22 protein-coding genes, 1 tRNA gene, 1 other RNA gene and 2 pseudogenes are annotated in these 25,948 nt (G+C 31.0%); 17 read left to right on the top strand and 9 right to left on the bottom strand.

Translation table 11 applies throughout. The annotated features are described in order from the left end of the window. Positions 1 to 114 precede the first annotated feature (114 nt). Complete coding sequence (gene fumC / locus BGS40_RS04065; RefSeq protein WP_096738404.1) at positions 115 to 1,506, top strand: class II fumarate hydratase; 1,392 nt, start codon at positions 115 to 117, stop codon at positions 1,504 to 1,506. A gap of 29 nt (positions 1,507 to 1,535) precedes the next feature. On the opposite strand, the gene BGS40_RS04060 is transcribed toward fumC, so the two are convergent. Then, positions 1,536 to 2,579, bottom strand: a complete 1,044-nt coding sequence (locus BGS40_RS04060) for an AI-2E family transporter (protein WP_002892916.1) — start codon at positions 2,577 to 2,579, stop codon at positions 1,536 to 1,538. A 3-nt stretch (positions 2,580 to 2,582) separates the two neighbouring features. Further along, on the bottom strand, positions 2,583 to 3,590 hold the full coding sequence (gene ruvB / locus BGS40_RS04055) for a Holliday junction branch migration DNA helicase RuvB (protein WP_096738403.1): 1,008 nt from the start codon (positions 3,588 to 3,590) through the stop codon (positions 2,583 to 2,585). Positions 3,591 to 3,680: 90 nt separating this feature from the next. On the opposite strand from ruvB, the gene BGS40_RS04050 reads away from it, so the two are divergent. The 3 genes and pseudogenes from BGS40_RS04050 (at position 3,681) to BGS40_RS04040 (ending at position 6,918) form a co-directional block, all read left to right on the top strand. Next, entirely contained in the window at positions 3,681 to 4,091 is a 411-nt protein-coding gene (locus tag BGS40_RS04050; RefSeq protein ID WP_002783915.1) for a hypothetical protein, read from the top strand. Continuing rightward, positions 4,092 to 4,450, top strand: a transfer-messenger RNA (tmRNA) gene (gene ssrA / locus BGS40_RS04045). 206 nt (positions 4,451 to 4,656) lie between these two features. Continuing rightward, positions 4,657 to 6,918: pseudogene (locus tag BGS40_RS04040) on the top strand (autotransporter outer membrane beta-barrel domain-containing protein). 139 nt (positions 6,919 to 7,057) lie between these two features. Here BGS40_RS04040 and BGS40_RS04035 read toward each other — a convergent pair. Next, the gene (locus BGS40_RS04035) at positions 7,058 to 9,142 is read right to left on the bottom strand and encodes an RNA degradosome polyphosphate kinase (RefSeq protein ID WP_087695698.1); all 2,085 of its coding nucleotides are present in this window, start codon (positions 9,140 to 9,142) and stop codon (positions 7,058 to 7,060) included. A gap of 187 nt (positions 9,143 to 9,329) precedes the next feature. On the opposite strand from BGS40_RS04035, the gene nrfH reads away from it, so the two are divergent. The 4 genes from nrfH to BGS40_RS04015 all read left to right on the top strand — a co-directional run bounded on the left by nrfH (position 9,330) and on the right by BGS40_RS04015 (position 12,534). Then, entirely contained in the window at positions 9,330 to 9,845 is a 516-nt protein-coding gene (nrfH, locus tag BGS40_RS04030; RefSeq protein ID WP_010891930.1) for a cytochrome c nitrite reductase small subunit, read from the top strand. Between the two features lie 14 nt (positions 9,846 to 9,859). After that, positions 9,860 to 11,692: an ammonia-forming cytochrome c nitrite reductase subunit c552 gene (locus tag BGS40_RS04025; RefSeq protein WP_096738402.1), complete on the top strand. Its 1,833-nt coding sequence runs from the start codon at positions 9,860 to 9,862 to the stop codon at positions 11,690 to 11,692. A gap of 134 nt (positions 11,693 to 11,826) precedes the next feature. Further along, positions 11,827 to 12,381 (top strand): hypothetical protein, encoded by a 555-nt coding sequence (locus tag BGS40_RS04020; protein WP_052794237.1) that lies wholly within the window; start codon positions 11,827 to 11,829, stop codon positions 12,379 to 12,381. A gap of 63 nt (positions 12,382 to 12,444) precedes the next feature. After that, positions 12,445 to 12,534, top strand: a tRNA-Ser gene (locus BGS40_RS04015). 72 nt (positions 12,535 to 12,606) lie between these two features. Here BGS40_RS04015 and ceuE read toward each other — a convergent pair. The 6 genes from ceuE to BGS40_RS03985 all read right to left on the bottom strand — a co-directional run bounded on the left by ceuE (position 12,607) and on the right by BGS40_RS03985 (position 17,910). Beyond that, a complete protein-coding gene (gene ceuE / locus BGS40_RS04010; protein WP_096738401.1) occupies positions 12,607 to 13,599 on the bottom strand; it encodes an enterochelin ABC transporter substrate-binding protein CeuE in 993 nt (330 codons plus the stop codon). A gap of 12 nt (positions 13,600 to 13,611) precedes the next feature. Then, on the bottom strand, positions 13,612 to 14,367 hold the full coding sequence (gene ceuD, locus BGS40_RS04005) for an enterochelin ABC transporter ATP-binding protein CeuD (RefSeq protein WP_096738400.1): 756 nt from the start codon (positions 14,365 to 14,367) through the stop codon (positions 13,612 to 13,614). After that, positions 14,364 to 15,302 carry an enterochelin ABC transporter permease CeuC gene (ceuC, locus tag BGS40_RS04000; protein WP_096738399.1) on the bottom strand — a complete coding sequence of 313 codons (939 nt, stop codon included), beginning with the start codon at positions 15,300 to 15,302 and terminating at the stop codon, positions 14,364 to 14,366. Before ceuC ends, ceuD begins: the two co-directional genes overlap by 4 nt. Next, a complete protein-coding gene (ceuB, locus tag BGS40_RS03995) occupies positions 15,295 to 16,263 on the bottom strand; it encodes an enterochelin ABC transporter permease CeuB (RefSeq protein WP_096738398.1) in 969 nt (322 codons plus the stop codon). Before ceuB ends, ceuC begins: the two co-directional genes overlap by 8 nt. An 85-nt stretch (positions 16,264 to 16,348) precedes the next feature. Beyond that, on the bottom strand, positions 16,349 to 17,338 hold the full coding sequence (locus BGS40_RS03990; protein WP_096738397.1) for a phospholipase A: 990 nt from the start codon (positions 17,336 to 17,338) through the stop codon (positions 16,349 to 16,351). Beyond that, a complete protein-coding gene (locus BGS40_RS03985) occupies positions 17,335 to 17,910 on the bottom strand; it encodes a molybdenum cofactor guanylyltransferase (RefSeq protein WP_002858185.1) in 576 nt (191 codons plus the stop codon). Before BGS40_RS03985 ends, BGS40_RS03990 begins: the two co-directional genes overlap by 4 nt. Before the next feature lie 61 nt (positions 17,911 to 17,971). Here BGS40_RS03985 and BGS40_RS03980 point away from each other — a divergent pair, with 61 nt between their 5' ends. From BGS40_RS03980 to BGS40_RS03940, 9 genes and pseudogenes are all read left to right on the top strand, one after another. Beyond that, positions 17,972 to 19,279: an NFACT RNA binding domain-containing protein gene (locus tag BGS40_RS03980; RefSeq protein ID WP_096738396.1), complete on the top strand. Its 1,308-nt coding sequence runs from the start codon at positions 17,972 to 17,974 to the stop codon at positions 19,277 to 19,279. Between the two features lies 1 nt (position 19,280). Beyond that, a complete protein-coding gene (locus BGS40_RS03975) occupies positions 19,281 to 19,619 on the top strand; it encodes a hypothetical protein (protein WP_002852397.1) in 339 nt (112 codons plus the stop codon). Between the two features lie 8 nt (positions 19,620 to 19,627). Further along, on the top strand, positions 19,628 to 20,353 hold the full coding sequence (locus tag BGS40_RS03970; protein ID WP_096738395.1) for a phosphatidate cytidylyltransferase: 726 nt from the start codon (positions 19,628 to 19,630) through the stop codon (positions 20,351 to 20,353). Beyond that, positions 20,350 to 21,420: a 1-deoxy-D-xylulose-5-phosphate reductoisomerase gene (gene dxr, locus BGS40_RS03965; RefSeq protein WP_096738394.1), complete on the top strand. Its 1,071-nt coding sequence runs from the start codon at positions 20,350 to 20,352 to the stop codon at positions 21,418 to 21,420. The genes BGS40_RS03970 and dxr overlap by 4 nt, the downstream gene beginning before the upstream one ends. A gap of 1 nt (position 21,421) precedes the next feature. Beyond that, on the top strand, positions 21,422 to 22,816 hold the full coding sequence (locus BGS40_RS03960; RefSeq protein ID WP_052803818.1) for a M99 family carboxypeptidase catalytic domain-containing protein: 1,395 nt from the start codon (positions 21,422 to 21,424) through the stop codon (positions 22,814 to 22,816). Continuing rightward, complete coding sequence (gene tsaD, locus BGS40_RS03955; protein WP_071170083.1) at positions 22,813 to 23,820, top strand: tRNA (adenosine(37)-N6)-threonylcarbamoyltransferase complex transferase subunit TsaD; 1,008 nt, start codon at positions 22,813 to 22,815, stop codon at positions 23,818 to 23,820. The genes BGS40_RS03960 and tsaD overlap by 4 nt, the downstream gene beginning before the upstream one ends. Then, positions 23,821 to 24,336: a type II secretion system protein gene (locus BGS40_RS03950; protein WP_096738393.1), complete on the top strand. Its 516-nt coding sequence runs from the start codon at positions 23,821 to 23,823 to the stop codon at positions 24,334 to 24,336. It abuts the gene before it with no gap. Beyond that, a complete protein-coding gene (locus tag BGS40_RS03945; RefSeq protein ID WP_096738392.1) occupies positions 24,336 to 25,577 on the top strand; it encodes a DUF2920 family protein in 1,242 nt (413 codons plus the stop codon). The genes BGS40_RS03950 and BGS40_RS03945 overlap by 1 nt, the downstream gene beginning before the upstream one ends. Positions 25,578 to 25,588: 11 nt before the next feature. Next, positions 25,589 to 25,948: pseudogene (locus BGS40_RS03940) on the top strand (motility associated factor glycosyltransferase family protein); the annotation flags it as partial.

The raw sequence follows: 25,948 nt of genomic DNA, 5'->3' as shown, positions 1-25,948 counted from the left end.
CTGCACATAACTTCAAAATACTACAAAAAATATAAATAAATTTTAAATTATAAGCTAACTTTATGCTTATTTTTGTTTAAATAATTCTAATAATATTTCTAGAAAGGAAACACTATGGAATACAGAGTTGAACATGATACTATGGGTGAAGTTAAGGTCCCAAATGATAAATATTGGGGAGCTCAAACTGAAAGAAGTTTTGAAAATTTCAAAATTGGTTGTGAGAAAATGCCAAAGGTTTTAATCTATGCTTTTGCAAATCTTAAAAAATCTTTAGCTTTAGTCAATAACAAACTTGGCAAACTTGATGATGCTAAGAAAAATGCTATAGTTCAAGCTTGCGATGAGATTATCGCAGGTAAATTTGATGATAATTTTCCACTTGCGATTTGGCAAACAGGTTCAGGCACGCAAAGCAATATGAATATGAATGAAGTTATTGCAAATCGTGCTACTGAAATCATGGGCGGGGATTTTCGCAAAGAAAAGCTTGTGCATCCAAATGATCATGTTAATATGAGTCAAAGTTCAAATGATACTTTTCCAACAGCTATGAGTATAGTTGCAGTTGAGCAAGTAGAGAAAAAGCTTATCCCTGCACTTGATGAGCTTATTGCAACTTTTGAAAAAAAAATAAAAGAATTTGATGGCATTATTAAGATAGGTCGCACGCATTTACAAGATGCTACTCCACTTACTCTAGCACAAGAATTTAGTGGATATCTTTCTATGCTTTTACATTCAAAAGAGCAAATCATCGCTTCTTTACCAACTTTAAGAGAACTTGCCATAGGAGGAACCGCAGTAGGAACAGGGCTTAATGCACATCCAGGATTAAGCCAAAAAGTAAGTGAAGAGCTAACTCAACTTATAGGTACAAAATTTGTTTCAAGTCCAAATAAATTTCATGCTTTAACAAGTCATGATGCGATTAATTTTACTCATGGAGCGATGAAAGGTTTGGCTGCAAATTTAATGAAAATTGCAAATGATATTAGATGGCTAGCTTCAGGTCCAAGATGCGGTCTTGGTGAGCTTATCATCCCTGAAAATGAGCCAGGAAGTTCGATTATGCCAGGTAAGGTAAATCCTACCCAGTGCGAAGCTGTTACTATGGTTGCTGTACAAGTGATGGGAAATGATGCAGCTATCGGATTTGCAGCAAGTCAAGGAAATTTTGAACTTAATGTGTTTAAGCCTGTGATTATTTATAATTTCTTGCAAAGTCTTGATTTGTTGGCTGATTCTATGCATTCATTCAATATCCATTGTGCTGTAGGCATAGAACCAAATCGTGCAAAAATTGATCATAATCTTCATAATTCTTTAATGCTAGTTACCGCTCTAAATCCACACATAGGTTATGAAAACGCTGCTAAAGTAGCCAAAAATGCCCATAAAAAAGGTATTTCTTTAAAAGAAAGCGCAATGGAGCTTGGTTTGGTTAGCGAAGAAGATTTCAATAAATTTGTTGATCCTACTAAAATGATAGGCCCAAAAGCCTAGAACATCAAACTTGCCTTTTTTAAGGCAAGTTAAATTAAATTCTTATCTTTTAAAATCACATACATTCTTAAAGTTGATACAAAAAAGGTTAAAATCGCAGGACCTAATATAATACCCCAAAAACCAAAGGTAGAAATTCCTGCTATCATAGCCAAGAAAATTAAAAGTTCATTGATTTTAGTAGGGGTTTTTACAAGTTTTTTGTTGATCCATTTGATGATTAAAGGTTTGATTAAAGTATCTGCTATAAAAGAAATTACAATTACAGAATAAATAAAAATAACAAGAGCTGAGTTAAGATTGTTTGAGGCAAATTCATAAAGACTTACAGGCATATAAATTAAAGCACCTCCTATAGCAGGTATGAGAGAACTTACAGCAAAAATTACTCCCATTAAAATTCCATCATAACCATAAAATATTGTGATTAAACCAAAAAGCGCACCTTGAAATATCGCTACAATCACCATAGAGTAAAGTACAACAGCCATAACATTACCCACTTCGCTTAAAACATCATCAAGTTCTTTTTTATCAATAGGAATGATGGATTTAAGATAGATAACAAGTTCTGTTCCATATAGATTTGCAAAGAAATAAAATACGCAAATTAAAACCATATCTATAAGAAATTTAGCTCCTGATTTTGTAAAACTTGAAGCATAACTTAGAATTTGTTTAGAAATACTATTTAAATCTATAGAAGCTAAAAATTCTTTGATTTTAGGTTCTAAAAAATTAAAGCTTTCAGGCAAGGTGAATTGATAGTTTTTGACATAATCAAGTGTTTGTGTAACTAAATTAATATCAAAATTCTTTAAAGCTTTGGCAAGTTCTATCATGGCATAAACAAAAGGTGCAAAGAAAAGCAAAACCATACAAGCTGTTGTAAGAATGGAAGCTAAAAATTTATGTCCTTTGGTAAGATTTAAAAATTTTGCATTGATGTTTGAGGTAGCTACCGCCATTAAACTAGCTATGATAATTACAAGTAAAAAACCTTTAAAAAGGTAAAGCAAAAGAAATAAAATGACTAAAATAAAGCTTATAAGAAAGAATTTTCCATTTTGCAAAATTTACTCCTCAAATAAAGTTTTTTCATAGTTTAGTTTTAAAGCACTATAACTTTTTGCACTTGCTATACGCCCTTTTGCAGTGCGTTCTATATAGCCATTAGCTAGTAAATAAGGCTCGATTACATCTTCTATGGTATTTTCATCTTCACTTAAAGCCGCAGCAATACTTGCAAGTCCGATAGGTTTTTGTTTGGCAGCAGTTAAAAGTTCAAGATATCTTAAATCCATCGCATCAAAACCAAGCTCATTAACTCCTAAAGAATTTAAAGCCTCATTAGCTCTTTTTTCTGTGATAATCTCTTCATCATTAACATCGGCAAAATCTCTAACTCTTTTTAAAAGCCTTAGAGCTATTCTAGGAGTTGAACGACTTCTTTTAGCGATCTCAAGTGCGGCTTTTTCTTCGCAAGTTTTATTAAGTTTTAAAGCTGCTTTTTGCAAGATGAGGGCAAGTTCGCTATCTTTGTAAAATTCTAATCTAAATTGCATGCCAAAACGATCACGTAAAGGATTGCTAAGCATACCTGCACGTGTTGTAGCCCCTATGAGAGTAAATTTTGGTAAATCAATTTTTATGGTTTGAGCAGCTGGACCACTACCTATGATAATATCAAGGCGGTAATCTTCCATCGCAGGGTAAAGCACTTCTTCGATAGCAGAGCTTAAGCGATGAATTTCATCGATAAAAAGTATATCTCCTTCGCTAAGATTGGTTAAAATGGCTGCTAAATCCCCGCTTTTTTCTATCATAGGAGCGGCGGTTGTTTTGATATTTGCGTCCATTTCATAGGAGATGATATTAGCTAGTGTTGTTTTTCCAAGTCCTGCAGGACCGCTAAAAAGTATATGATCTAAACATTCGTTGCGTTTTTTGGCTGCAGTTATAAAGATATTTAAATTTTTTTTAATGCTTTCTTGACCTATATAACCATCAAAATTTGAAGGACGTAACGAAGTTTCGTAAGTTTCATCAAAGGAGTATTTTTCTATTTCTACTATTCTATCCATATCTTTGCTTATATTTTGGAAAAATTAAAATAAGATTTTAGCTAAAATTTGCTAGAATTTACATTAAACTTTAATGATTATGGTTTAAAAATGGGAATTTTAACAAAATTAGAATTAGATTATGAAATTGACGATATAGAAAAATTTTTACAATTTTTTAGAACCATGTGCGATAGGTTTGAACCTTTAATCATCAAGCTTGGAAGCGATAGCGTGCGTTATAAAGAAGCCATAAAAGAGCTTGAAACTTTAGCACACAATACCGCTTGGGCAGCAAGACGCTTAAATCTTGAAGAAGTGACTGATTTTTGTGTATTTTGTGAAGAGATGATGGCGCAAGCAAATCGCTTTAATGGGCCTGCTAGTGATGAATTTACGGATTGGATGCTTTTGATGAGTGATCAATTTGAAAAATATTGTCGTTCGTATGAAAATGATGATTCTGTTTTAGCGGTTTTTAATCCTTTAATTGTTAATGTTCCAAATATTATTTCTAAATAAGGGAGCGACTTGGCTTCGACAGGAGTAAGTCTGCTTAGATGGCATGTCGCTTTGGGCAAAGCGTAAAAAGCCCAAATAAAATTAAACGCAAACAACGTTAAATTCGCTCCTGCTTACGCTAAAGCTGCGTAAGTTCAGTTGAGCCTGAAATTTAAGTCATACTATCTAGCTTAATTTTCGGTCATTTTTGATAGTGTAGCCTTGCGTTTGACAAGCGTTGAGGTGAAATAAGGTCTTAGCCTTGCTTTTGAGTTTTGGAAGATGAGCGAAGTAGGGTGAAGTAGTCATCTTTGCTAAGCATGTAGAGGTCTTTGTGGGATTATTTTTGGACAGGGGTTCGATTCCCCTCGCTTCCACCATCACGCTAATTTTAAGTAAATCATAAGTTTATTTCAAATTTTTAGAATTTTTTATATGAAGTTAAGAATGATTTATTACCCTTAAAATTTTGATATATTGGGTTTTATAATTTTTCATTAAAAATTTATAGTTTTATTTTTAAGCTTATTTTTAGGGGGGGGGGTATAATTATTCCTTCAGTTTAAATTTATTGAAGGAGAAACTTATGAAGAAAAATGCTTCGAGCAAGATATTGCTAAGCTTAGGTGTAGCAACTTTGCTTTATTCGAGTGCTTTTGCACAAGAAATCAATTTTACAGGGTCTTCAGATATAGGAAAATATTTTGAAGAAAATGGTAAGGATATCAATCTTAAAAATCCTGATAAGTACAAAGGGCAAGATTTAAGTATCAAAATGGGCATTGGGGATTTACCAAGCGATGGCTATGATAGCGCTGATTATCGATTTAACATTGATATCGGTAAAAACAATACTTTAAGCTTTACGCATAATAACAATCAAGAACCTGCTTATGTAACAAATCTAAACGCTACTGCTAAAGAGGTTAAAACAACAGATATAATTTTACAAGCTTTTGCGCCTTCGGTGATTAATGGAGATTTAACTATGACTAGCTCAGGAAAGGAAGCCATTACTCAAGATGAAGAAAAAGGCTCAGGTATAATTCTTTATAATGGAGCAGTTGAAGGAAAAAGTGCTAATGGTAGCTTAACTATAAATGGAAATTTTACTGCCGATAAAACCCTTTTTGCTACTTATGGAAATTTTGTTAAGGTAAATGGAACTGCAAATCTTAAAAATTCAAATTTTGGACTTATGAAGCGCTCTTATACAGACTTAGAAGCAAATAATGTAGTAATAGTTCAAGCTAAAGATTTCAATGAAGATATTTTAAAAGCAAATAATAACGCAGGTGCATTACTTTTAAAATTCGCAAGTGATTATATCTCAACCAGTGTTCAAGGCAAAGATCCTTTGGAAGCAGGAACTGTACTGGATATCACTGATGACAAATATAGCGGAGGTTTAGTAGATTATAAACTTAGCGTTCAAAACTGCGGTGGCAATAAATGCTTAGTAATCAATGGAGGTGCTACTGCAGCAGCTAAAAATAAGCTAGTTCAACTTCAAGTAGATATAGATACTATCGATAAATTGCTTAAAAATGAATTTGATTCTAGTCAAGATGAAGAATGGAAACAAGCAAAAGAAGCTCTTGAAAAACAAAAAACTGAACTTCAAACAATGTTAGAAGAAGCTGAGAAAAACGGCGGTAAAATCGATGATGAAAAATACATTGATTTAGTAAATAAAAACTTAAATTTAAATCTTAGTGCTAATGATAAAGCTTCTATTCTAGCACTTCGTTCTATTACAGAACAATTAGGAAGTATAGGGGCAGATTTAGCAAGTAGAGAAGGTGTAAAACTAGCCCTACAAATCAAAAAAGACACAGACAATACAGGTAAATCTGTATCTAATCTCAATTCAGCTTCTAGTGCAGTAAATACCACTATGAATATTTCTAATGATGTTTCTATAGGTTCTCGTGTAGCAATGCTAAACAATCCTTTTGGAACTTATGCTTCTAAAATGAATGGTCTTAAATTTGCTGCTTTAGATAGTGATATGAGACCAAGCTATGTAAATGAATATACCAATAGTGTTTGGGCTAATGCTTTTGGTGGTGCTAACATTATCGATGGAGATAGTGGTGCAATGTATGATGCTACCGTGGGAGTAGATAAACAAGCTAATGATGATGTTTTATGGGGTGCTTATTTTACCTATGCAAACGCTAAAATCAAAGACAATAATTTAGAACAAAAAAGCGATAACTTCCAATTAGGTATGTATTCTACTATCAATATAGCTCCACAATGGGAACTTAATCTTAAAGCTTATGCTCAAGTTTCTCCAACTAAACAAGACAATGTTCAAATAGATGGTGCATATAACTCAGATTATACAAGCAAATTCTTAGGACTTAGTGCTAATGCAGGTCGTGTGTTTGACTTTAGTGATAATACTTTATTTATTAAACCTTTTGCGGGAGTAAATTATTATTTTAGTTATACTCCATCTCATACAGAAAATGGTGCTATTGCTAAAGATATTGATTCTATGAAAAACAATTCTGTAAGTGTTGAAGTGGGTGCTGAATTTAGAAAATATATGAATGAAAACTCTTATATTTTTGTAACTCCAAAAATAGAACAATTTGTTATCAATAGTGGTGATGATTACACAGCTAACCTAGCTGTAAATAATGCTTTCTTTACTAGTGTAGAAGCTAACAACAAGAAAAAAACATACGGATAAATTATCGTAGGGGGTAATGTAGATTTTACAAATCAACTCAGTATGAATCTTGGCTTTGGTGCTAAACAAATACTAGCAGGTAGAGTAGATAGCAAAAATGAAACTTACTTAAGTGGTCAAGTAGGGCTTAAGTATAAATTTTAATCTTAAAAATCATTTCTAAATCTTTTTATAGTTTAGAAATGATTGTTTATTTCTATGGGAAATCTCCTAGGGCTTTATCTTAAAGTCCTTTTATAACAAATAAGTAAATAAGTCTTTAGAGTAAAAACCCTAAAAATTTTTAGTTTTCTTTGAAAAGTTTGGAAGCTAAGTGCGTTGCACGACTTTGATCTGTATCTTTTTTAAGTGTTTTATAAATTTTACTTACATATTCTTCTAAGGTTTGTTGAGAATCTATAGTTTTTTCAGAAGAAGGAATTTTTTCATACTCTCCATCGTTTTTAAGCTCATAAGCTAAAACATTGTCGCTAAGTTGTAAGCGTAAAAATTGAGCTAATTTAGCTTTGCTTCTTTCATCATATATAGGAGTCATAAGTTCTAAGCGACGCTCTAAATTTCTTGGCATCCAATCTGCACTCGATATAAAATAATTTGGTTCACTATGTTTAAAATAAAATACTCTAGCATGTTCTAAGTATTTTCCTATGATGCTTCTAACACGTATGTTTTTGCTGTATTCTTCATCAGGTTTTAAGCAACAAATTCCGCGTATGATAAGATCGATTTGTACCCCTTCCTTACTTGCTTCATAAAGCGCTTGTATGATATCACTATCCACAAGAGAATTCATTTTAGCTACAATGACACCTTCATTTTTCTTGCTTGTTTCAATGCGTATCATTTCTAAAACTTTTTCTTTGATTTGATTTGGGCTCATTGAAAGAGTTTGAAGGCGACGATTTTTACTAAAGCCCGATAAGATGTGAAAAAAGCTTGTCGTATCTCTTGCAAATTCTGCTTTGCTTGTAAAATAACTCACATCAGTATAGATTTTAGCACTGCTTGCATTATAATTTCCTGTGCTTAAATGCATATAAAATTTAAGTTTATCTCCTTGTTTGCGTATGACTTGAGAAACCTTAGCGTGGACTTTAAAACCTGTAATGCCATAAACAACATGAGCTCCGGCATTTTCTAAAGCTTTCGCCCAATGAAGATTATTTTCTTCATCAAAGCGTGCTTTTAATTCTACCATCACAGTTACTTGTTTTCCATCGCTTGCGGCATCAATTAAAGCTTGAACTATATTGGAATTTTTTTCAACTCTATAAAGTGTCATTCTTATGGAAATTACTTCAGGATCTTTGCTTGCTTCTTTAATAAATTTATAAACTGGATCAAAACTTTCAAAAGGTTGTATGATGAGTATATCTTCTTTTTCTACAGCATCAAAAATAGATAAATTCTCATCAAAAGGTGGTAAAGTTTTAGGCGTGTAAAGTGGGCTTAAAAGATGTGTAAAGGTTTTATTTCCTGCGATTTGCCAAAGACTAGGGAGATTAAGTAAGATAGAATATTCATAAACATCTTTATGAAAAATTTTCATGTGAGTATTAAGGAATTCTACGATTTGTTCATCTGCATCTTTTTGAATTTGCAATCTTACAAAAGCTCCTTTTCTACGAAGTTTTAAGCCTTGCTCTAAAATCATCATAAAATCATCAGCTTCTTCCTCTTCTATCACTATATCTGCATTTCTAGTCACTCTAAATGCTGCTGAAGCTAAGAGTTTATAGCCTGGAAAAATTTCTTCTGCGTGTTGATGGACTATACTTTCTATAGGAACATAAATATTTGCACTTACCTCATAAAAACGAGGTAAAACCCTTGGAATTCTAATCATTCCAAATTTTACAAGTTCAGGATGCGCTTTATCACAAATTTTAACCGCCAGTGAAAAAGATAAGTTGTTTAAATGCGGAAAAGGGTGAGTAGCATCAACAGCTATTGGAACAATAACAGGAAAAATATTGGAGAAAAAATACTCATCACATTTTTGTTTTAAATTTTCATCTAAATTTTCATAATGTTTTATGAAAAGATTTTCTTTTTCTAATTCACTTGTGATTTCATTAAAATAACGCTCCAAAAGCTCTTTTTCTTGATGTAAGTATTTGCGTATAGCTTTTAATTGTTGCAACGGTGTCATTTTATCACTACTACTTGCATTAACTCCAGCTGAAAAAAGTTGTTTTAAGCCTGCAACGCGTATCATATAAAATTCATCTAAATTAGTGCAATATATAGCTATAAATTTTAATTTTTCTAACAAGGGTAAATTTTTAGAACATTGGTCTAACACACGAGAATTAAAGCGAAGCCAAGAAAGTTCGCGATTGATAAACATATCAGGACTTGTTTGCATTAATTTTTCCTTTTTTTGTTATATTTTATCATTTATTTTAAAATTATTGAATAAAAGTTTTAAATTTTTTAGGTTAATTGAGAGTAAATATATCTTTAAAATTATATTAAATTTATCTATGTTAAAATTAAAAAATTTATTTCTGGGAAATTCTGTGACATTGTTATTTCATTGAAGGTTTTGAGAAATGATAATTTTAAGGAGGAAAATTTTGAAGAAAACTTCGAATCTTTTTACTATTTTTCTTGTTTTGCTTTTTGTTTTCTTTGCGGTTGGGTTTTATACCTTTTATAACGCTAAGGGTACATCTTATTTAAGCAATGCAAGTGAATCTTGTAATAACTGCCATATTATGAATGAAGTTTATAACGAATACATGGCAGGGCCACACTCTCAAAAAGTCAAAGGCGAACCAAGAGCAACTTGTGTAGATTGCCATTTGCCACATAATTTTGTAGCTAAATGGATAGCTAAGGCTCAAAGTGGTTTAGGGCATGCTTATGCTTTTACTTTTAAACTTGATGAGTTGCCTACAAATTTGAGTGCGACTGAAAAAAGCAGAAAAATGGTGCAAGAAAACTGCATACGCTGTCATGCAGATTTTGCTCAAACAGCTATCAATGCTACAACAAATCCACATGCAGACAAGTCATTAAATTGTGCTTCTTGTCATAAAGATGTTGGACATAAACACGGAATTTAATAAGGAGAAGATGAATGAAAAAAAATATTTTACGCTTGGGTATTGTTGTTTTGGTTTTACTTATAGCGGGAGTTTTATGGCTAAATAATGATATCAATCAAAAAAAAGAAGATGAAGCAAATAAAAATGCCATTGCAGCAAATGCTGATTTTTCTTTGCTTAGCGATGATGATCCAAATTTTGAAAAATGGGGTAAGGTTTTTCCAGAGCAACTAAAAATGTATTTAACAGTTGAAAAAGAAGAGCCTAAAGCTACTGAATTTGGTGGTAATTTAGCTTATTCAAAATTGATTCGCTTTCCTCAATTAACCATACTTTGGGCAGGATATCCTTTTAGTCTTGATTTCAATGAAGAAAGAGGGCATTTTTGGGTTCAAGTAGATCAAATGAAAACAGCAAGAAACAACAAGGATTTTCTTAATGCTCACGGACTTGCTGCTTTTAAAGGCCAACCCGCAGCTTGTATGAATTGTCATAGTGGATGGACTCCATGGCTTATAAAAAATGTTGCTAAAGGGGATTTTACCGCTTTTAACTCTACAAATTATTGGACTATGATTAAAAATATCCCAGCCGTTGATGGTATAGTAGAAAATTCACCTGAACATGCAGGCCCACATGGTGGTAAAAGAATGGGTGTAACTTGTGCAGATTGTCATAATCCAAATGATATGAGTTTAAGACTTACTCGTCCAGCAGCGATTAATGCTTTAGTTTCTAGGGGATATGAAAAAGATCCAGTACAAGGCGTAAAAGCTACAAGAGAAGAAATGAGAACTTTAGTTTGCTCTCAATGCCATGTTGAATACTATTTTAAACCAACTGGGGAAAAAGTAAAGGTAATGGGTGAAACTATTGTAGATGATAGTTCTAAAAAATGGTGGAATGGAACTCAGAAAAATTATGATGAGTATGAGTTTTGGAGAGATGGTAATAAAGCTAAAGAGATTGAAACCGATGGTATAGTTTTAACTTTTCCTTGGAGTGAGTGGAAAAAAGGACAACCATTTAGAATTGAAATGTTAGATGATTATTATGATAAAGTTCGTGGAGTATTTGGAGCTGATTTTACTCATAAATTAACAGGGGCACAAATTATTAAAATTCAACACCCAGAAAGCGAACTTTATAGTGGCGGTGTGCATGCTGCAAATGGGGTAAGTTGCGTAGATTGTCATATGCCTTATGTTAGAGAAGGAGCTAAAAAGGTTACTCAACACAATATCACCTCTCCTTTAAGAGATATTAACTCTGCTTGTAAGTCTTGTCATAAACAAAGTGAAGATTATTTAAAAGCTCAAGTGCTTGACATACAAAATAGCGTTGCACATGATCAAAGAACTGCAGAGTACGCAATTGTTAGTTTGATTATGGATACTAAAAAACTACGCGATGAATTAGGCAATATGGAAAAATTCCAAAGTGATGGAAAAGCTGATGCGAAAAAAATTAGCGAAGAGTTAAAAGAAGTTTTAGAACTTCATCGTAAAGCTCAAATGAGAGCAGATTTTGTTAACGCTGAAAACTCAACTGGTTTCCATAATCCTCGTGAAGCTTCAAGGATGTTATTGCAAGCTGTTGATATGGCAAGAATGGGACAAACTAAACTTGTAGAAATCGCAACAGCAAATGGAATTAAAGATTTTAAAACTTCAAATTTAGGTTTTGAAGATATTCAAAAATTTAATCCAGGAGAGCTTTATTATAAAGTAGATGTTAATAGTCATAAAGCTGGAGAGCGTTACTATGCAGATGAAAAAGATGTTAATGGTAATCCTCCAAAAGAACTTTTAGAGCATGATAAAGAGCTTGCTCCTTATAATTATCAAGTGATTGATAAAAAATAATTCTTAAGCCCTATAATCATAGGGCTTTTTCTTTTTTTATTTTAAAAAATATAAACTTTTTATTTAAAATTCACTTTTACTTCACTTTATTTTGTCAAAATATCACAAATTTTGATAATCAAAAAGGAGTTAAAATGATCAACAAAAATAAATTGTTTAGACAGGTTCATATCTATCTTAGTTTGTTCTTCTTGCCTTGTGCTTTGCTTTTTGCTTTAACAGGTATAGCGTATATTTTTGGTATTAATCAAGATGTGGGCTTAAAAGTTGAGCAGTATCAATTGTCAAAAGTTATAGAAAGTGGTAAAGAAAGAGAAGCTTTAATAGAGTTTTTAAAAACAAATGGTTTAAAAGTACCATCTAATACAGATATTATTAAAAGTAAAGATAAAGGTATAACAATAGGTGGAACTCATTATAGTGCTAATATAACTCAAAAATCTACTAATGAATACAATATTACTTTAAAAACAAGATCTTTACTTGGCGATATGATTATGCTTCATAAAGATAAGGGTGTTTGGTATTTTTCTGTGCTTAGTGTAGGCTTTGGTATTACTTTATTTATGCTTTATATTTCAGGGCTTATGATTACTTTGTTTGCAAATAAAAAAGATAGAAGTAAACAATTTGCAGTTCTTGGAGTAGGGGTTGTTGTAACTTTGCTTTTGGCTTATCTTAGCCTTTGATTTTTCCTAGCTTTTTAAGCTAGGTATTATTTATTTTTTTGTATACTTATACTTTACTTTATTGGACAGATGGGTGAGTGGCTGAAACCACACCCCTGCTAAGGGTGCAGATCTTAACGGGTCTCGAGGGTTCAAATCCCTCTCTGTCCGCCACTAAAACTTTCTTGAAAATCCCAAGTATTTTATTAAGTATCGAAGCAAGAGACTAGCCCTTGCGAAGTTATATTATTTTACAGCGTTTTTGATTTCTAAAATCATAGTTTTTAAAGACTCTAGTCCATTTCCACTTGCTAAATACCAGTATTCTGGATCAAGATAGATGATTTTTTTGTTTTGTGCTGCTTTGGTTTTAGCGACAAGCGCATTATTGAGTATGCCTTGAGCGCGTTCTTTATTGCCTACGATGACATTTCTATCAACAACAAAAATATAATCAGGATTTTTTTCTAATATAAATTCAGAATTGATACTTTTTCCGTGTGTGCCTACTTTTATATTCTCATCTACTGCATTAATCCCTAAAACATCGTGAATAATCCCAAAGCGAGATTGAGGACCAAAGGCTGAAATTTTGTTAGAATTTGTAAGAATGATAAGAGCTTTTTTATCTTCATCAACTATACTTTTGGCTTTTTCAATTTCATTTTTAATATCTGAAATTTTTTCTAAAGCTTCTTTTTCTAAACCATAAAGTTTTGCAACGCTTAAGACATTGTTTTCAAAAGAGCTTAAAAAATTTGCATTATCAAGACCTACAAATAAAGTTGGAGCTATTTCTTTTAACTTATCATAAAATTTACTTTGGCGTCCAGAAATGATGATAAGATCAGGTTTTAAAGCATTAATGGCTTCAAAATCAACTTGTTGTACTCCACCTACACTAGGTTTGTTTTTAAATTGTTGTAGGTATTTTGGTAAATTTTTAGCAGGAACGCCCGCGACTTTATCATTTAATTTTAAAGCATCAAAAGTATCTAAAATTCCAAGATCTAAGATCACTACCTTAGAAGGATTTTTAGGGATTTTATTTTCTCCTAGACTATCCTTCACTAAAAAACTATCACTCTCATCGCTCATACTAATAGGCAAAACTTTCACCGTAGCAGTGTTGGTTTTTGTTGTAGAACTTGCGTTATTTTCATTTGAGTTTGAATTACAAGCTGTTAAGATTAGACTTAAAAAAAATGCAAAAAATGCAAAAACTAAAGATTTTTTCATATTTTCTCCTTTTTAAAAATAAATACAAATTTTCTTGCCATCAATTTGACTTACGGGTATATCCATATCATAAATTTGTTTTAAATTTTCTTGATTGATGATTTCATCTTTTGAGCCTTGTTTTAAAAGCTTCCCATCTTTTAAGGCTATGATTTCATCAGAATAAATCGAAGCAAAATTAATATCATGCAATACAACAGCTATACTTTTGTTAAAGTCTTTGACTAAATTTTTCATTAGTTGCATGATTTGTACGCTATGCTTCATATCAAGATTGTTTAAAGGTTCATCAAACATTATAAATTCAGTGTCTTGAGCGATGATCATGGCTATAAAAGCTCTTTGTTTTTGTCCGCCGCTTAATGTATCTAAAAATTCATTTCTTAAGTTACTAAGTCCCATGTATTCTAAAGCCTCATTGATTTTGATTTTATCGTTTGCATTAAGTCTTCCTTGAGAATGTGGAAAACGCCCAAAAGCGACTAATTCTTCAACTTTTAATCTTAAATTGATATTGTTTTGTTGTTTGAGAATGGAAATTTTTTGTGCTAAGATTTGCTCTTTATAATTTTTTAAATTCATTCCATTGATATAAATTTCTCCACTACTAGGTTTTATCAAACGACTTGCTAGAGCTAAAAGAGTGGATTTTCCAGCGCCATTGGCTCCTATTATAGAAGTGATTTTGCCTTTATGAAAATCAAGGCTAAGATCTGAAATAATGACTTTATTATCATAAAATTTGGTGATATTTTTTAGTTTAATCATAATTTATTACCCTTTAATATAAGATAGATAAAATATATCCCACCTAAGAAATTAATAACCACGCTTATAGTGGCATTATAATCAAAAACTCTAGAGACAAAAAACACCCCTCCAAGTAAAGCCAAAATACTAATAAGTATACAAGCGCTTAGCAAAATACTATGTTTTGCAGTTTTAAATAGCTCATAAGTGATATTTACTACTAAAAGTCCTAAAAAGGTTATAGGACCTACAAGTGCGGTGCTAATAGAAGTTAAAATAGCTATGATAATCATCAATTGTTTTGAAATTTTTTGATAATTTATCCCTAAATTTATCGCTAAATCTTTGCCTAAATTTAAAGGATCTAAAAATTTCATATAGCGAAAAATCCATATAAAACTTAAAAAGCTAATAATATAAGCAAGAATTAAAACATCAAAAGCAATATTATCAAAACTAGCAAACATTCTTCCTTGTATTACCATGAATTCATCAGGGTCGATTAGTACTTCAAAAAAAGAGCTTAAAGTGCTAAAAAGTGTTCCAAAAACTAAACCTAAAAGCATGATAAGATAAATACTTCTATCGCTACTAAATAAAATCTTATAAAGTCCTAGTGAAAAAACCACCATACAAACTAGAGTGATTAAAAAATTGATATCGTTTTTATAAACACTTAAATTAGCCGCACCAAAAGAAAAGATAAGAGCACTTTGAAGCAACATATATAAAGAATCTAATCCTATGATAGCAGGGGTTAGAATTTTGTTATTGCATAAAGTTTGAAAAATCACTGTTGAAACAGCGATACAAATAGCTACTATAATAATAGCCGCAATTTGTAAAAAACGACTTTTTAAAGCATACTCATCAAAGCCATTTAAACCCACAAATATAAAAATCCCTATCATACCAAGTGTTAAAAAGCTTAAAATTAGCATTTTTTTACGCATAAACTTTCCTTTTTAGCAAAAGAAAGATAAAGATTAAAGATCCTAAAACACCTGTAGTAATGCTTAAAGGCATTTCAAAAGGAAAGATGACAAGTCTTGAAATGATATCGCAAACAAGTAAAAACAAAGCTCCACAAAGTGCTATATAGATAAGATTTTTTCTAAGATTATCACCCAGATAAAGAGCTACTAAATTTGGGATAATTAGCCCTAAAAAAGGGATAATCCCAACGCTTACAATCACTAAACTAGTGATAATGCTTACAATCATCAAGCCTAAAAATAATATCCCATTATAAGAAATTCCAAGATTTAAAGCTATATCTTCACCCATGCCAACTATGGTAATTTTATGAGCTAAAAAATAAGCAAGTATAAAAAGTGGTAAAGAAATGTAGAGCAATTCATAATTTCCCTGCATAACATTTGCCATACTGCCTTGTAGCCAGCCTTGGATATTTTGTATATAATTTAAAGTATAGGCAAAAAAAGTGGTTATAGCACTAATAATGCCTCCAAACATCAAGCCTATCAAAGGTACAAAAATCACATCTTTGAGTTTGATTTTTCTTAAAATTTGGATAAATATAAAAGAACCCAAAAGTGCAAATATAGAAGCAATAATAGCTTGAGTGAAAAAAGATGCTCCAGCAAAAAATATTAAAGAAATAAGTATGCCAAATTTAGCACAATCCATAGTCCCTGCCGTAGTTGGAGAAACGAATTTATTTTGCGTGAGTTGTTGCATGATAAGCCCGCATATACTAAGACTCATTCCTGTGAGTAAAATCGCTATAAGTCTAGGAATTCTTGTAAGGGTTATGATTTCTAGTTGAGTGGAGTTAAGATTAAGGATATCTTTTACATTGATACTGATAACTCCTATAAATAAACTTATCATTCCAAAAAATAAAAGTAAAGCTATAAGCACTTTTAAACTCAATATATACTTAAAAAACAAATCTTTCCTTATAGTAATAATAATTATCAAAAATGAAATTGTAATGAAATTTGTTTTAAGAAATGATAAAACTACAAAGGATATTTTAGTAAGAAATCAAAAATCCAGTGGAAAGTCTTTGCAAGTGTTTGTTATAGTCTATAAGGCTTTCTCCATAGCCATTAAAGTATTGTAAATACCAATAAATTCCGTTATTAAAAATATCATATCCTAGATCAACCTGTATAGCACCTTTGTTATCGTGGAATTTAAGATTATTTCTTAGCATAAGATTGATAAAATAATCATCGCCCAAATACGCTAAATTCACATCAAAATTTCCCATATAATGCAAGATTGCAGGATTGTCATCATCTTTTTTGCTTTCAGGAATTCTATACCAAAGGCGTGGAACAAATAAAAATTTATTATATAAAATAGCCGTAGATACATAAATTCTATTCCATGAGCGAGATTGTAAATTCTCATCTCCCTTGCCATTGCTTTCATGCAATATACCTACGCGTAGATTGTTAAAAAATTCATAATCTTTAAGATACAAAGGAAAATCTATAAAAAATTCTGGTTGATAGTTGGTTTCTCTAAAAGGAGAAGAATGCTCATAAATTTGCCACCAAGAAGTTTGAGTATAGGCTATATAATATTTTTCATCTAGTCCTAGTAAATTTTCAAAAAGTCTTTTTTTAACACTAAGTTGGAATTTTGCCTCACTCTTATTATTATTTGTTCCTAAAGAATTAAAACTATAAGCAAAAGGTAAAAAATAATTCATCTTATAAGAGCTAATGCCAAGGGGATTAAAACTTTCATTTTCACCAAGATAATTAGCCAAAGCTAAGTGAGAAAAGTCTTGTTTTTCTTCTTTTTTTATAGTGATAGAATTTTGCGTTTGTGTTGCTTGGCTTGAGTTATTTTGTTCTTGAGAAATCAAAACAGATGAATTTTTTAAAGCGAGTTTTTTGTAAATTTCCATAGCTTTTTTATAATCGCCTTGTTTTTCATACTCTAAAGCTTGTTGTAAATCACTAGCCCATATAAAAACGCATAAGCTTAAAAATAAAGCAATTTTTCTCATTTTAACTCGCTTTTAAATTTTTCATATTCTTCATAAAAATTAAGATTTAAAAAAGCATCTTCATCTTCAAATTCTACAAATTTGGTTTTAATCTCAGAAAATAAAAGTCCTATTTTTTGTTCATTTTTTTCTAAGAAATTTTTACAAGTTTGAGCTAAAGAGCTGTGATAAAAGCCACATAAGGGATGTTTATGCAAAGGGGTTTTTGCTATGATTATTTTATAGTTTTGTTCTAAAAAAGGAAGCATTTTTAAAAGCTCATTTTCACCTACTTTAGGACTATCTACACTTAAAACAAAAACAAATTCATTTTTAAAATTTGAAAGTATAGAGTAAAGCGCAAGCATAGGAGAGTAAACTTCAAATTCTAAAGAATCTTTTATCAAGCTAAAATGGTTTTCAAATTTGTCTTCTTTCGCACTCACATAGACATTTTTAAAAATTTTAGAAAATTTCTCTACTTGAAATTGAGTTAAATTTTGATTTTTAAGAATCAATTTGCTTTTATCTTGTCCCATACGACTAGATTTGCCACCACATAAAATCACGCAATTTAGCTCATTAAGCTGCACAAATTTCCTTTTTTAATGTAATTCTACCACAAATTCGCCAAAATATTTTATAATTTCTTTTATGAAATACACAGAACTTTTACAATTGCAAACTTTTTTTTCTCAGTTTAAAAAAATCGATTTTATCAAGCGTATCAATGACAATATTTTGGAATTAAGCTTTGATAGAGAAAGATTTATTTTTGATCTTACTCGTGCAATGAGTGCGATTTATACAGCTAAATTTAATGCAAAAAATTATAATGCACCTTTTGATTTTATGCTTAAAAAGTATTTTAGCAATGCTTTTATAAAGGAAGTTAAAGTCCTTGAAGGCAATCGTATTTTATGTTTTAGTGTAAAAGCTAATAAGGCTTATAAAAGCTATGAGAGCAAGATTTATTTTGAATTTACGGGTAAAAATACCAATGTTATTCTTACAGATAAAAAAAATTTGATCATAGAGGCTTTAAGGCATATTGATAAAAGTTATCGTGTTGTAAAACCTAATGTGATTTTAGAGCCTTTAAAGCCTTATAAAATGGATGAAAATTTTGAGGAAATCAAAGACTTTGCAGATTATTTTTCTCGCAAATTTACAAGCATTTATGAGAGTAAAATCAAACAAATAAAAAATTTAAAACTTGCACAAGTAGATAAAAAAATACAAAATTTACAAGAACTTTTTTCTAGTCTAGATGAAGAAAATTCTTTACTCTTAAAAGCTTTAGAATACAGAAAAAGGGCTGATGTATTGTTTGCAAATTTGAGTGTTTTAAAAGATTATGAAAGGGAATTTAAGCTTGATGATTTTGAAGGCAAAGAGCTTGAATTTAAGCTTGAATTTAGTCCTAAGCAAAGCGCTAATTTATATTATAAAAATGCCAAAAAATTAGAACAAAAAGCTAAAAATTTAAACATACAAAGACAAAATTTAAAAGAAAAGTTAGATTTTACCTTGAGTTTGAAAGAATTATTGCTTCAAGCTAAGAGTGAGATAGAGCTTGAAATTTTACTACCTAAAAAAAATAGCAAAAAAAATCAAGATTATAAACAAGAAGATCTTGTGGCACATTTTTATTACAATGAGTTTAAAATTTGTGTGGGTAAAAATGAAAAAGGCAATGAATTTTTACTTAAAAATGCTAAAAAAGATGATTTGTGGCTTCATGTAAGGGATATTCCTAGCGCACATACTTTGATTGTATCAAACAAGCAAAAAATCAGCCTCGATGTGATAGAATTTGCTGCAAGGCTTTGTGTAAGCTTTTCTAAGTTAAAGAAAGGTTCGTATTGGGTCAATTATACCTTAAAAAATTTTGTTAAGGTTCAGCAAAAGGCGTTTGTAAATTATACAAATTTTAAAAGTATTAATATCACAAAGGATTAAAATGCCAGTTAGCCCTTTAGGAAATATCAATTATATAAATCAGAATATGGCTTATCCAGCTACACAAGCAAGCAATGAGCTTGCAAAAGAAGGTTTTGCAGCTACGCTAAATATGGCTGAATTTAATGAAAAAGAAAAAACTTTAAACAAGCTTGAAAAAGTCAATGAGACTCATGAAATCAAAGAAGAGATCAAAGAAAAAGCCGAACAAGAAGAAAAAAAGAAAAAACACAATCAAGAAGCTAAAACCAGCGATGATGAGAAAAATGAAGAAGATGAGTCTAAAGATCCAAATTTTAAAGACGCGCAAAGCATTCATCGCTTAGATATTAGTATATAAGGAAAAATATGTTTAATACAACTAGAATTATTTCAGCTCTTGTGATGATAGGGGCTATTATTATTATCGCGTTAATTGATCAATTTTTTATCAATTTTATCGTTTTTGCGGTTTTATTGTATTTATCTTTTAGTGAAGCAAAAAAACTTTTTGCTTTAGAAAATATTTCTATTATCCCTTTGGCTATAGCTTTTATTTTGGGAAGTTTATTGCATAAAGCTTTGCTTTTTGGGATTTTAGCTTTGTTATTAGTCGTTGGATATTTGGTTTATAAAAAGGCTTCCTTAAAACCAGCTCTTATTTATATTTATCCTAGTTTGCCTATTTTAGCACTTTGGCAAGTGTATTTAGATCAGGGTATATTTGCGCTTTTTTGGCTTATCATTATCGTTGCAGCTTGCGATAGTGGGGCGTATTTTATCGGAAAACTTATGGGTAAAACTCCTTTTTCTCCAACAAGTCCAAACAAAACCTTAGAAGGTGTTATAGGTGGCTTGATTTGTGCGAGTGTTATTGGAACTATTTTGGGAATTTTTGTTTATAGTTTTTGGCTTTCTTTACTTTGTTCGTTTTTTGTAGCGATTTTTGCAGTGATTGGAGATTTGCTTGAGAGTTATTTTAAAAGAGAAGCAGGTGTAAAAGATAGTGGAGATCTTATCCCTGGTCATGGGGGCGTGCTCGATAGAATCGATGCAGTGATCATTGCTGCTTTTGTGATGGTTACTTTTTTATGATACTTTTTGGAAGCACGGGCAGCATAGGAATAAACGCTCTTAAACTTGCTGCTTTAAAAAATATTCGTATTTCTGCTTTAGCTTGTGGGGATAATATCGCTCTTTTAAATGAACAAATCGCAAGGTTTAAACCCAAATTTGTTGCCATAAAAGATTCAAAAAATAAGCATTTAGTTAAACACGATAGGGTTTTTATAGGGCAAGAAGGTTTAGAGCAAATTTTAACAGAATGTCAAGATAAGCTTTTACTCAATGCCATTGTAGGTTTTGCAGGACTTAAAAGCACTTTAAAGGCTAAAGAGCTTGGCAAAAGCATAGCTTTAGCTAACAAAGAAAGTCTTGTAGTAGCTGGGAGTTTTTTGAAAGGGGCTAAATTTTTACCCGTTGATAGTGAGCATGCAGCTTTAAAATTTTTACTCGAAGGTAAAAAAAATATAGCAAAACTTTATATCACAGCAAGCGGCGGAGCTTTTTATAAATATAAAATCAAAGATTTAAATCAAGTCAGTGTCAAAGATGCTTTAAAACATCCTAATTGGAACATGGGAGCAAAGATCACTATAGATAGTGCGACTATGGCAAATAAGCTTTTTGAGATTATAGAGGCTTATCATTTATATGATTTTAAAGAAATTGATGCTTTAATAGAACCAAGATCTTTAGTGCATGCAATGTGTGAATTTAAAAATGGAGCTAGCACGGCGTATTTTTCAAAAGCAGATATGAAACTAGCTATTTCAGATGCTATATTTGAAAAACAAGATACGCCTATTTTAGAGGCTGTTGATTTTAGTAAAATACCTGCTTTAAAATTTCATCCAATCAGCACAAAAAAATATCCTATTTTTAAGCTTAAAAATACATTTTTAAAAGAGCCAAATTTAGGTGTTATCATCAATGCTGCTAATGAAGTTGGTGTTTATAATTTTTTAGAAAATAAAAGTGGATTTTTAGATATCACTAAATGTATTTTTAAAGCCCTTGATCATTTTGGAGTGCCTAAAATTTCAAGTATAGAAGAGGTTTTTGAGTATGATTTTAAAACAAGAGAGTATTTAAGGAGTTAAAATGAAAATTTTTTTAACAATTTTATTTTTTATAACAAGCATTTTTGCTTTAGAGCTAGACTTTAGCGTAGGAGAAAATGGAAAAAGTCTAGATGATAATAATACAGTTTTAATTTTTGGTGGAATTCAAGGTGATGAGCCTGGTGGATTTCATGCGGCAAGTTTGCTTTTGAGTGATTATAATATCACCAAGGGTAAGATTATAGTGGCTCCAAATTTAGCTTTTGATAGCATTATCAAGCGTTCGCGTGGGAATAATGGGGATTTAAACCGTAAATTTGCAAGCATTAGCCCAAAGGATCCTGATTATAAAACTGTGCAACGCATTAAAGAGCTTATTTTACTTCCTGAAGTTAGTATGGTGATCAATCTTCACGATGGTTGGGGTTTTTATAAACCTACTTATATCGATGCGATGCAAAATCCTAAGCGTTGGGGAAATTCAAGCGTGATTGACACAAGTGAAATCAATGCAAGCAAATACCCTGATCTTGAAAATATCGCCACTCAAACCGTAAATAGTGTCAATTCTTCACTTGCTGATCCAAAGCATGCTTATCATCTTAAAAACACCAAAACCCAAGAGCTTGGCGATACGGAAATGCTTAAAGCTTTAACTTATTTTGTGATTTCAAATCACAAAGCCGCTTTTGCAAATGAAGCAAGTAAAAATCTGCCTGTAAATTTAAGAGCTTATTATCATCTTTTGGCAATTGAAAATTATTTAAAAACCGCAGGAATTGAATTTAGCAGAGATTTTGAACTCACTCCACAAGGGGTTGATAAAGCCATAAACCGAGAGCTTAAAGTAAAGCTTTTTAATGATAGAATTTTACTTTCTTTAAAAAATCCAAGAAAGATTATCAACTATGTGCCTTTTCCGGTAAATAAAGAGTTAAATTATAACACAAGCAATGAACTTACGGCTGTTATCGCAGAAGGAAATTCTTTTTATATCCAATATGGCAATCGTTTTCAAACAAGATTATATCCTGAGTATTTAGAATTTAGCGATGCTTTTAATGAAGTGACTTTTCAAGTTGATGGCAATGAAACCACAGTTCCTTTTGGAACCAAGGTAAAAGTAAAAGAGAATTTTCTTATTCCAAAGATAGCTAATGTGCGCGTAAATATCATAGGTTTTGATCATGGAAAAGATGAAAGTGGTATTTTAGTTCATAAAAAAAATATGCAAACACAATACTCTTTAGACATGGCAGGTAAAATTTATAGAGTGGAATTTTATGAGTTAAGAGGGGCAAATTTGCAACAACTTTTAGAGGCAAATATCAATAGCAAGTTGATCAAAAACGCTAAAAATTTGGATTTAAATACTCTTAAAATGGCAAGATCAAAAGATAAATTCTTAGGTTCTATTTTAGTGGAATTTGAATGAAAAATCTTATCCTAGCTATAGAAAGTTCTTGTGATGATAGTTCTATAGCTATCATTGATAAAAATACATTAGAATGTAAATTTCATAAAAAAATTTCCCAAGAATTAGAGCATAGCATCTATGGGGGAGTGGTGCCTGAACTTGCTGCAAGACTTCATAGCGAGGCTTTGCCAAAGATACTTAAGCAATGCAAAGAGCATTTTAAAAATCTTTGTGCTATAGCTGTGACAAATGAACCTGGGCTTAGCGTTTCTTTGCTCAGTGGAATTTCTATGGCAAAAACCTTAGCAAGTGCTCTAAATTTACCCTTAATCCCTATAAATCATCTTAAAGGTCATATTTATAGTCTTTTTTTAGAGGAAAAAATTTCTTTAGATATGGGAATTTTGCTTGTTAGTGGTGGCCACACTATGGTGCTTTATCTTAAAGATGATGCAAGCTTAGAGCTTTTAGCAAGTACAAATGATGATAGCTTTGGAGAAAGTTTTGATAAAGTGGCTAAAATGATGAATTTAGGTTATCCTGGTGGGGTCATCATAGAAAATTTAGCAAAAAACGCCAAACTTAAAAATATCTCTTTTAATATACCTTTAAAGCATTCTAAAGAACTCGCTTATAGTTTTTCAGGGCTTAAAAATGCAGTGCGTTTGGAAATTTTAAAGCATGAAAATTTAAGCGATGATATAAAAGCAGAAATAGCTTATGCCTTTGAAAATACAGCTTGTGATCATATCATGGATAAATTAGAAAAAATTTTTAATCTTTATAAATTTAAAAATTTTGGCGTTGTAGGTGGAGCTAGTGCAAATCTTAACTTGCGTTCGCGTTTGCAAAATTTATGTCAAAAATATAATGCAAATTTAAAACTAGCTCCTTTAAAATTCTGCTCTGATAATGCTTTGATGATAGCAAGAGCTGCGGTTGATGCTTATGAAAAAAAGGAATTTGTAAGCATAGAAGAAGATATTTTAAGCCCTAAAAATAAAAATTTTTCAAGGATATAGATGAAAAAAGCTTTTACCATATTAGAACTTGTTTTTGTGATTGTTATTTTAGGAATTTTAGCCGCTATTGCTTTACCAAAAATGAGTTCAAGCAAGGATGAAGCTGAAGTTAGTAAGTCTTTAAATAACCTTAAAACTTTGATCAATGATATAAGCATTTATACTTTAAAAAATGATCATTTAAGCTCTATAAAAACGATGAGCAATGTAAGCGGGGTTGAAAATGTCGATCTTGGCAATTTTAATGGTACCAAAGAAGTAAAATTTCGCGTAGGTGATGATAAAGAATGCTTAAAACTTGTTTTTATAAATAAAGCTGATTTTATACTCATGGGAATTTCAAGCAATGAAGCAAGTAAAAATGCTATCATCAACGCAGCCAATCAAAGCCATGAAGATTTAGAAAATATAGACTTTATAAGCTCTTCTAGTAGCAAAGCTTGCGTGATCTTAAGTAAGAATGAAAATTTTAAAAACCTAGCGAGTAAAACTTATCTTTTAATAGGGGGAATGTAATGATAGTGAGTAAAACTTATGAGATTGACTCTTGTGATGATGTAGAACTTGGTATAAAAAGAGAGTCAAAGCTTGAATTTAAGCTTTGGTATGATGATGAAAAAACACCTGAAGCCTTGGTGTTTGTGGTGCAAGGTATGGGCGATGATATATCATCGATCCAATATGTTGGTGATTATATGGTAAGGCAATTTAATACTGCTGTAGTTGGAGTAAATTATCATTGTATTGGTAATCGTCCTCAAACAGGCTCTACTTTTTATTTAGATGATATAGACAAGCTTATTTTAAAAGTAAGTTGTGAAGCTGCGGATATCAAGCTTCCTTATGATGTTGATAAAATTCAAGACTATAAACAAATGAGTGAGATTTTTCATTTTGTAAATAATCAAATAATTGAAGGCAAGCAAAAAGGTAATTTTACACCAAATTATTTTTTAAATTTACATGTGAGTTTGCAACCTGCAAAAAACGAATATCAAAATTTTGGAATCATGCAAGCTCAAGATCTTTTAAATGTCACACTTTACCTTAAAAAACATGCTCCTTTTGATACTATGGGGGGGGGTATACCAGTTATTATGATAGGTAGTTCTCATGGGGGATATTTAGCACATTTGGCGGCTAAGATTGCACCTTGGTTAGTAGATGGAGTGTTGGATAATTCTGCATACGCTAAGTTTTTATGGAGAGTTGTAGGTTTTGGAAAGGAAATAGATTTTATGCAGTATAGTGAATTTTCTACTTTTGATTTTTTCCATCATATCAATACACACTGTTCGACAAAAACTTTTTGGACAAGTAATTCTTCATCGCCTCGTTTTTTTTCTCCCGCAAGAAGAAAAATTCGAAATCTTTTAGAGGAAGATCATCTTTTAGAACAATCAAAATGTTTGAAAACTTGTTTTGTAAGTTATCATTCATTATATGATGAGTATGTTTCTTTAAAAGAAAAAACTATGCTTTATGAAGAGCTTGATAAACTTGGCTTTGATGCAACTTTGTGTTCTATTACTAAAGAATCTCAAGTTGATGGAAAATTTATTAAAAACTTAAATCATGGCATGGGAATTCCAGTAAAACTTTTGATTAAAAAAGAACTTCCTTTAATGTTAGAAAAAATAAAACAAAATCTAAAAAAAGATTGCAAAGAAAAATATATCTCTTATCCTTGTGAGGATTTGTTGTATCAATTTAGCGAAAAAGATGACAAAATATTGTTAAAGATAGATAAAATTTAAGGAAAACTTTCATGACCATACTAGAAAAAAACATACAAGCTTTATTAAGTGGGGTAAATGAACCCTTAGGAAATAAACTTTTAAATTTCATACAAAATAAAACTTGTTCTCGTTTTAATATAGATGAAAATTTAAATATCTATGATAAAACTCATAATGTTTTTATGTATGAAAACTTAGAAGAAGAATTAAATTTTTTCTATCAAAGTATTTTAGAAAAAACTCATAGATATCCTTTTATATGTATTTATGGTATAGGCAATGCTTTGCTTATTAAAAATTTAGCTAAACACTATAAACATCTTTTTGTATTTGAAAGTGAAATAGAACTTTTTATTCTAGCTTTAAGCACGATAGATTTGAGTGAAGAG

Origin of the sequence: Campylobacter sp. 107, assembly GCF_002383835.1 — a bacterium.
Classification (GTDB): domain Bacteria; phylum Campylobacterota; class Campylobacteria; order Campylobacterales; family Campylobacteraceae; genus Campylobacter_D; species Campylobacter_D jejuni.
Note: the sequence above shows the minus strand (reverse complement) of the source record. Positions and strands in the feature narration are given on the sequence as shown.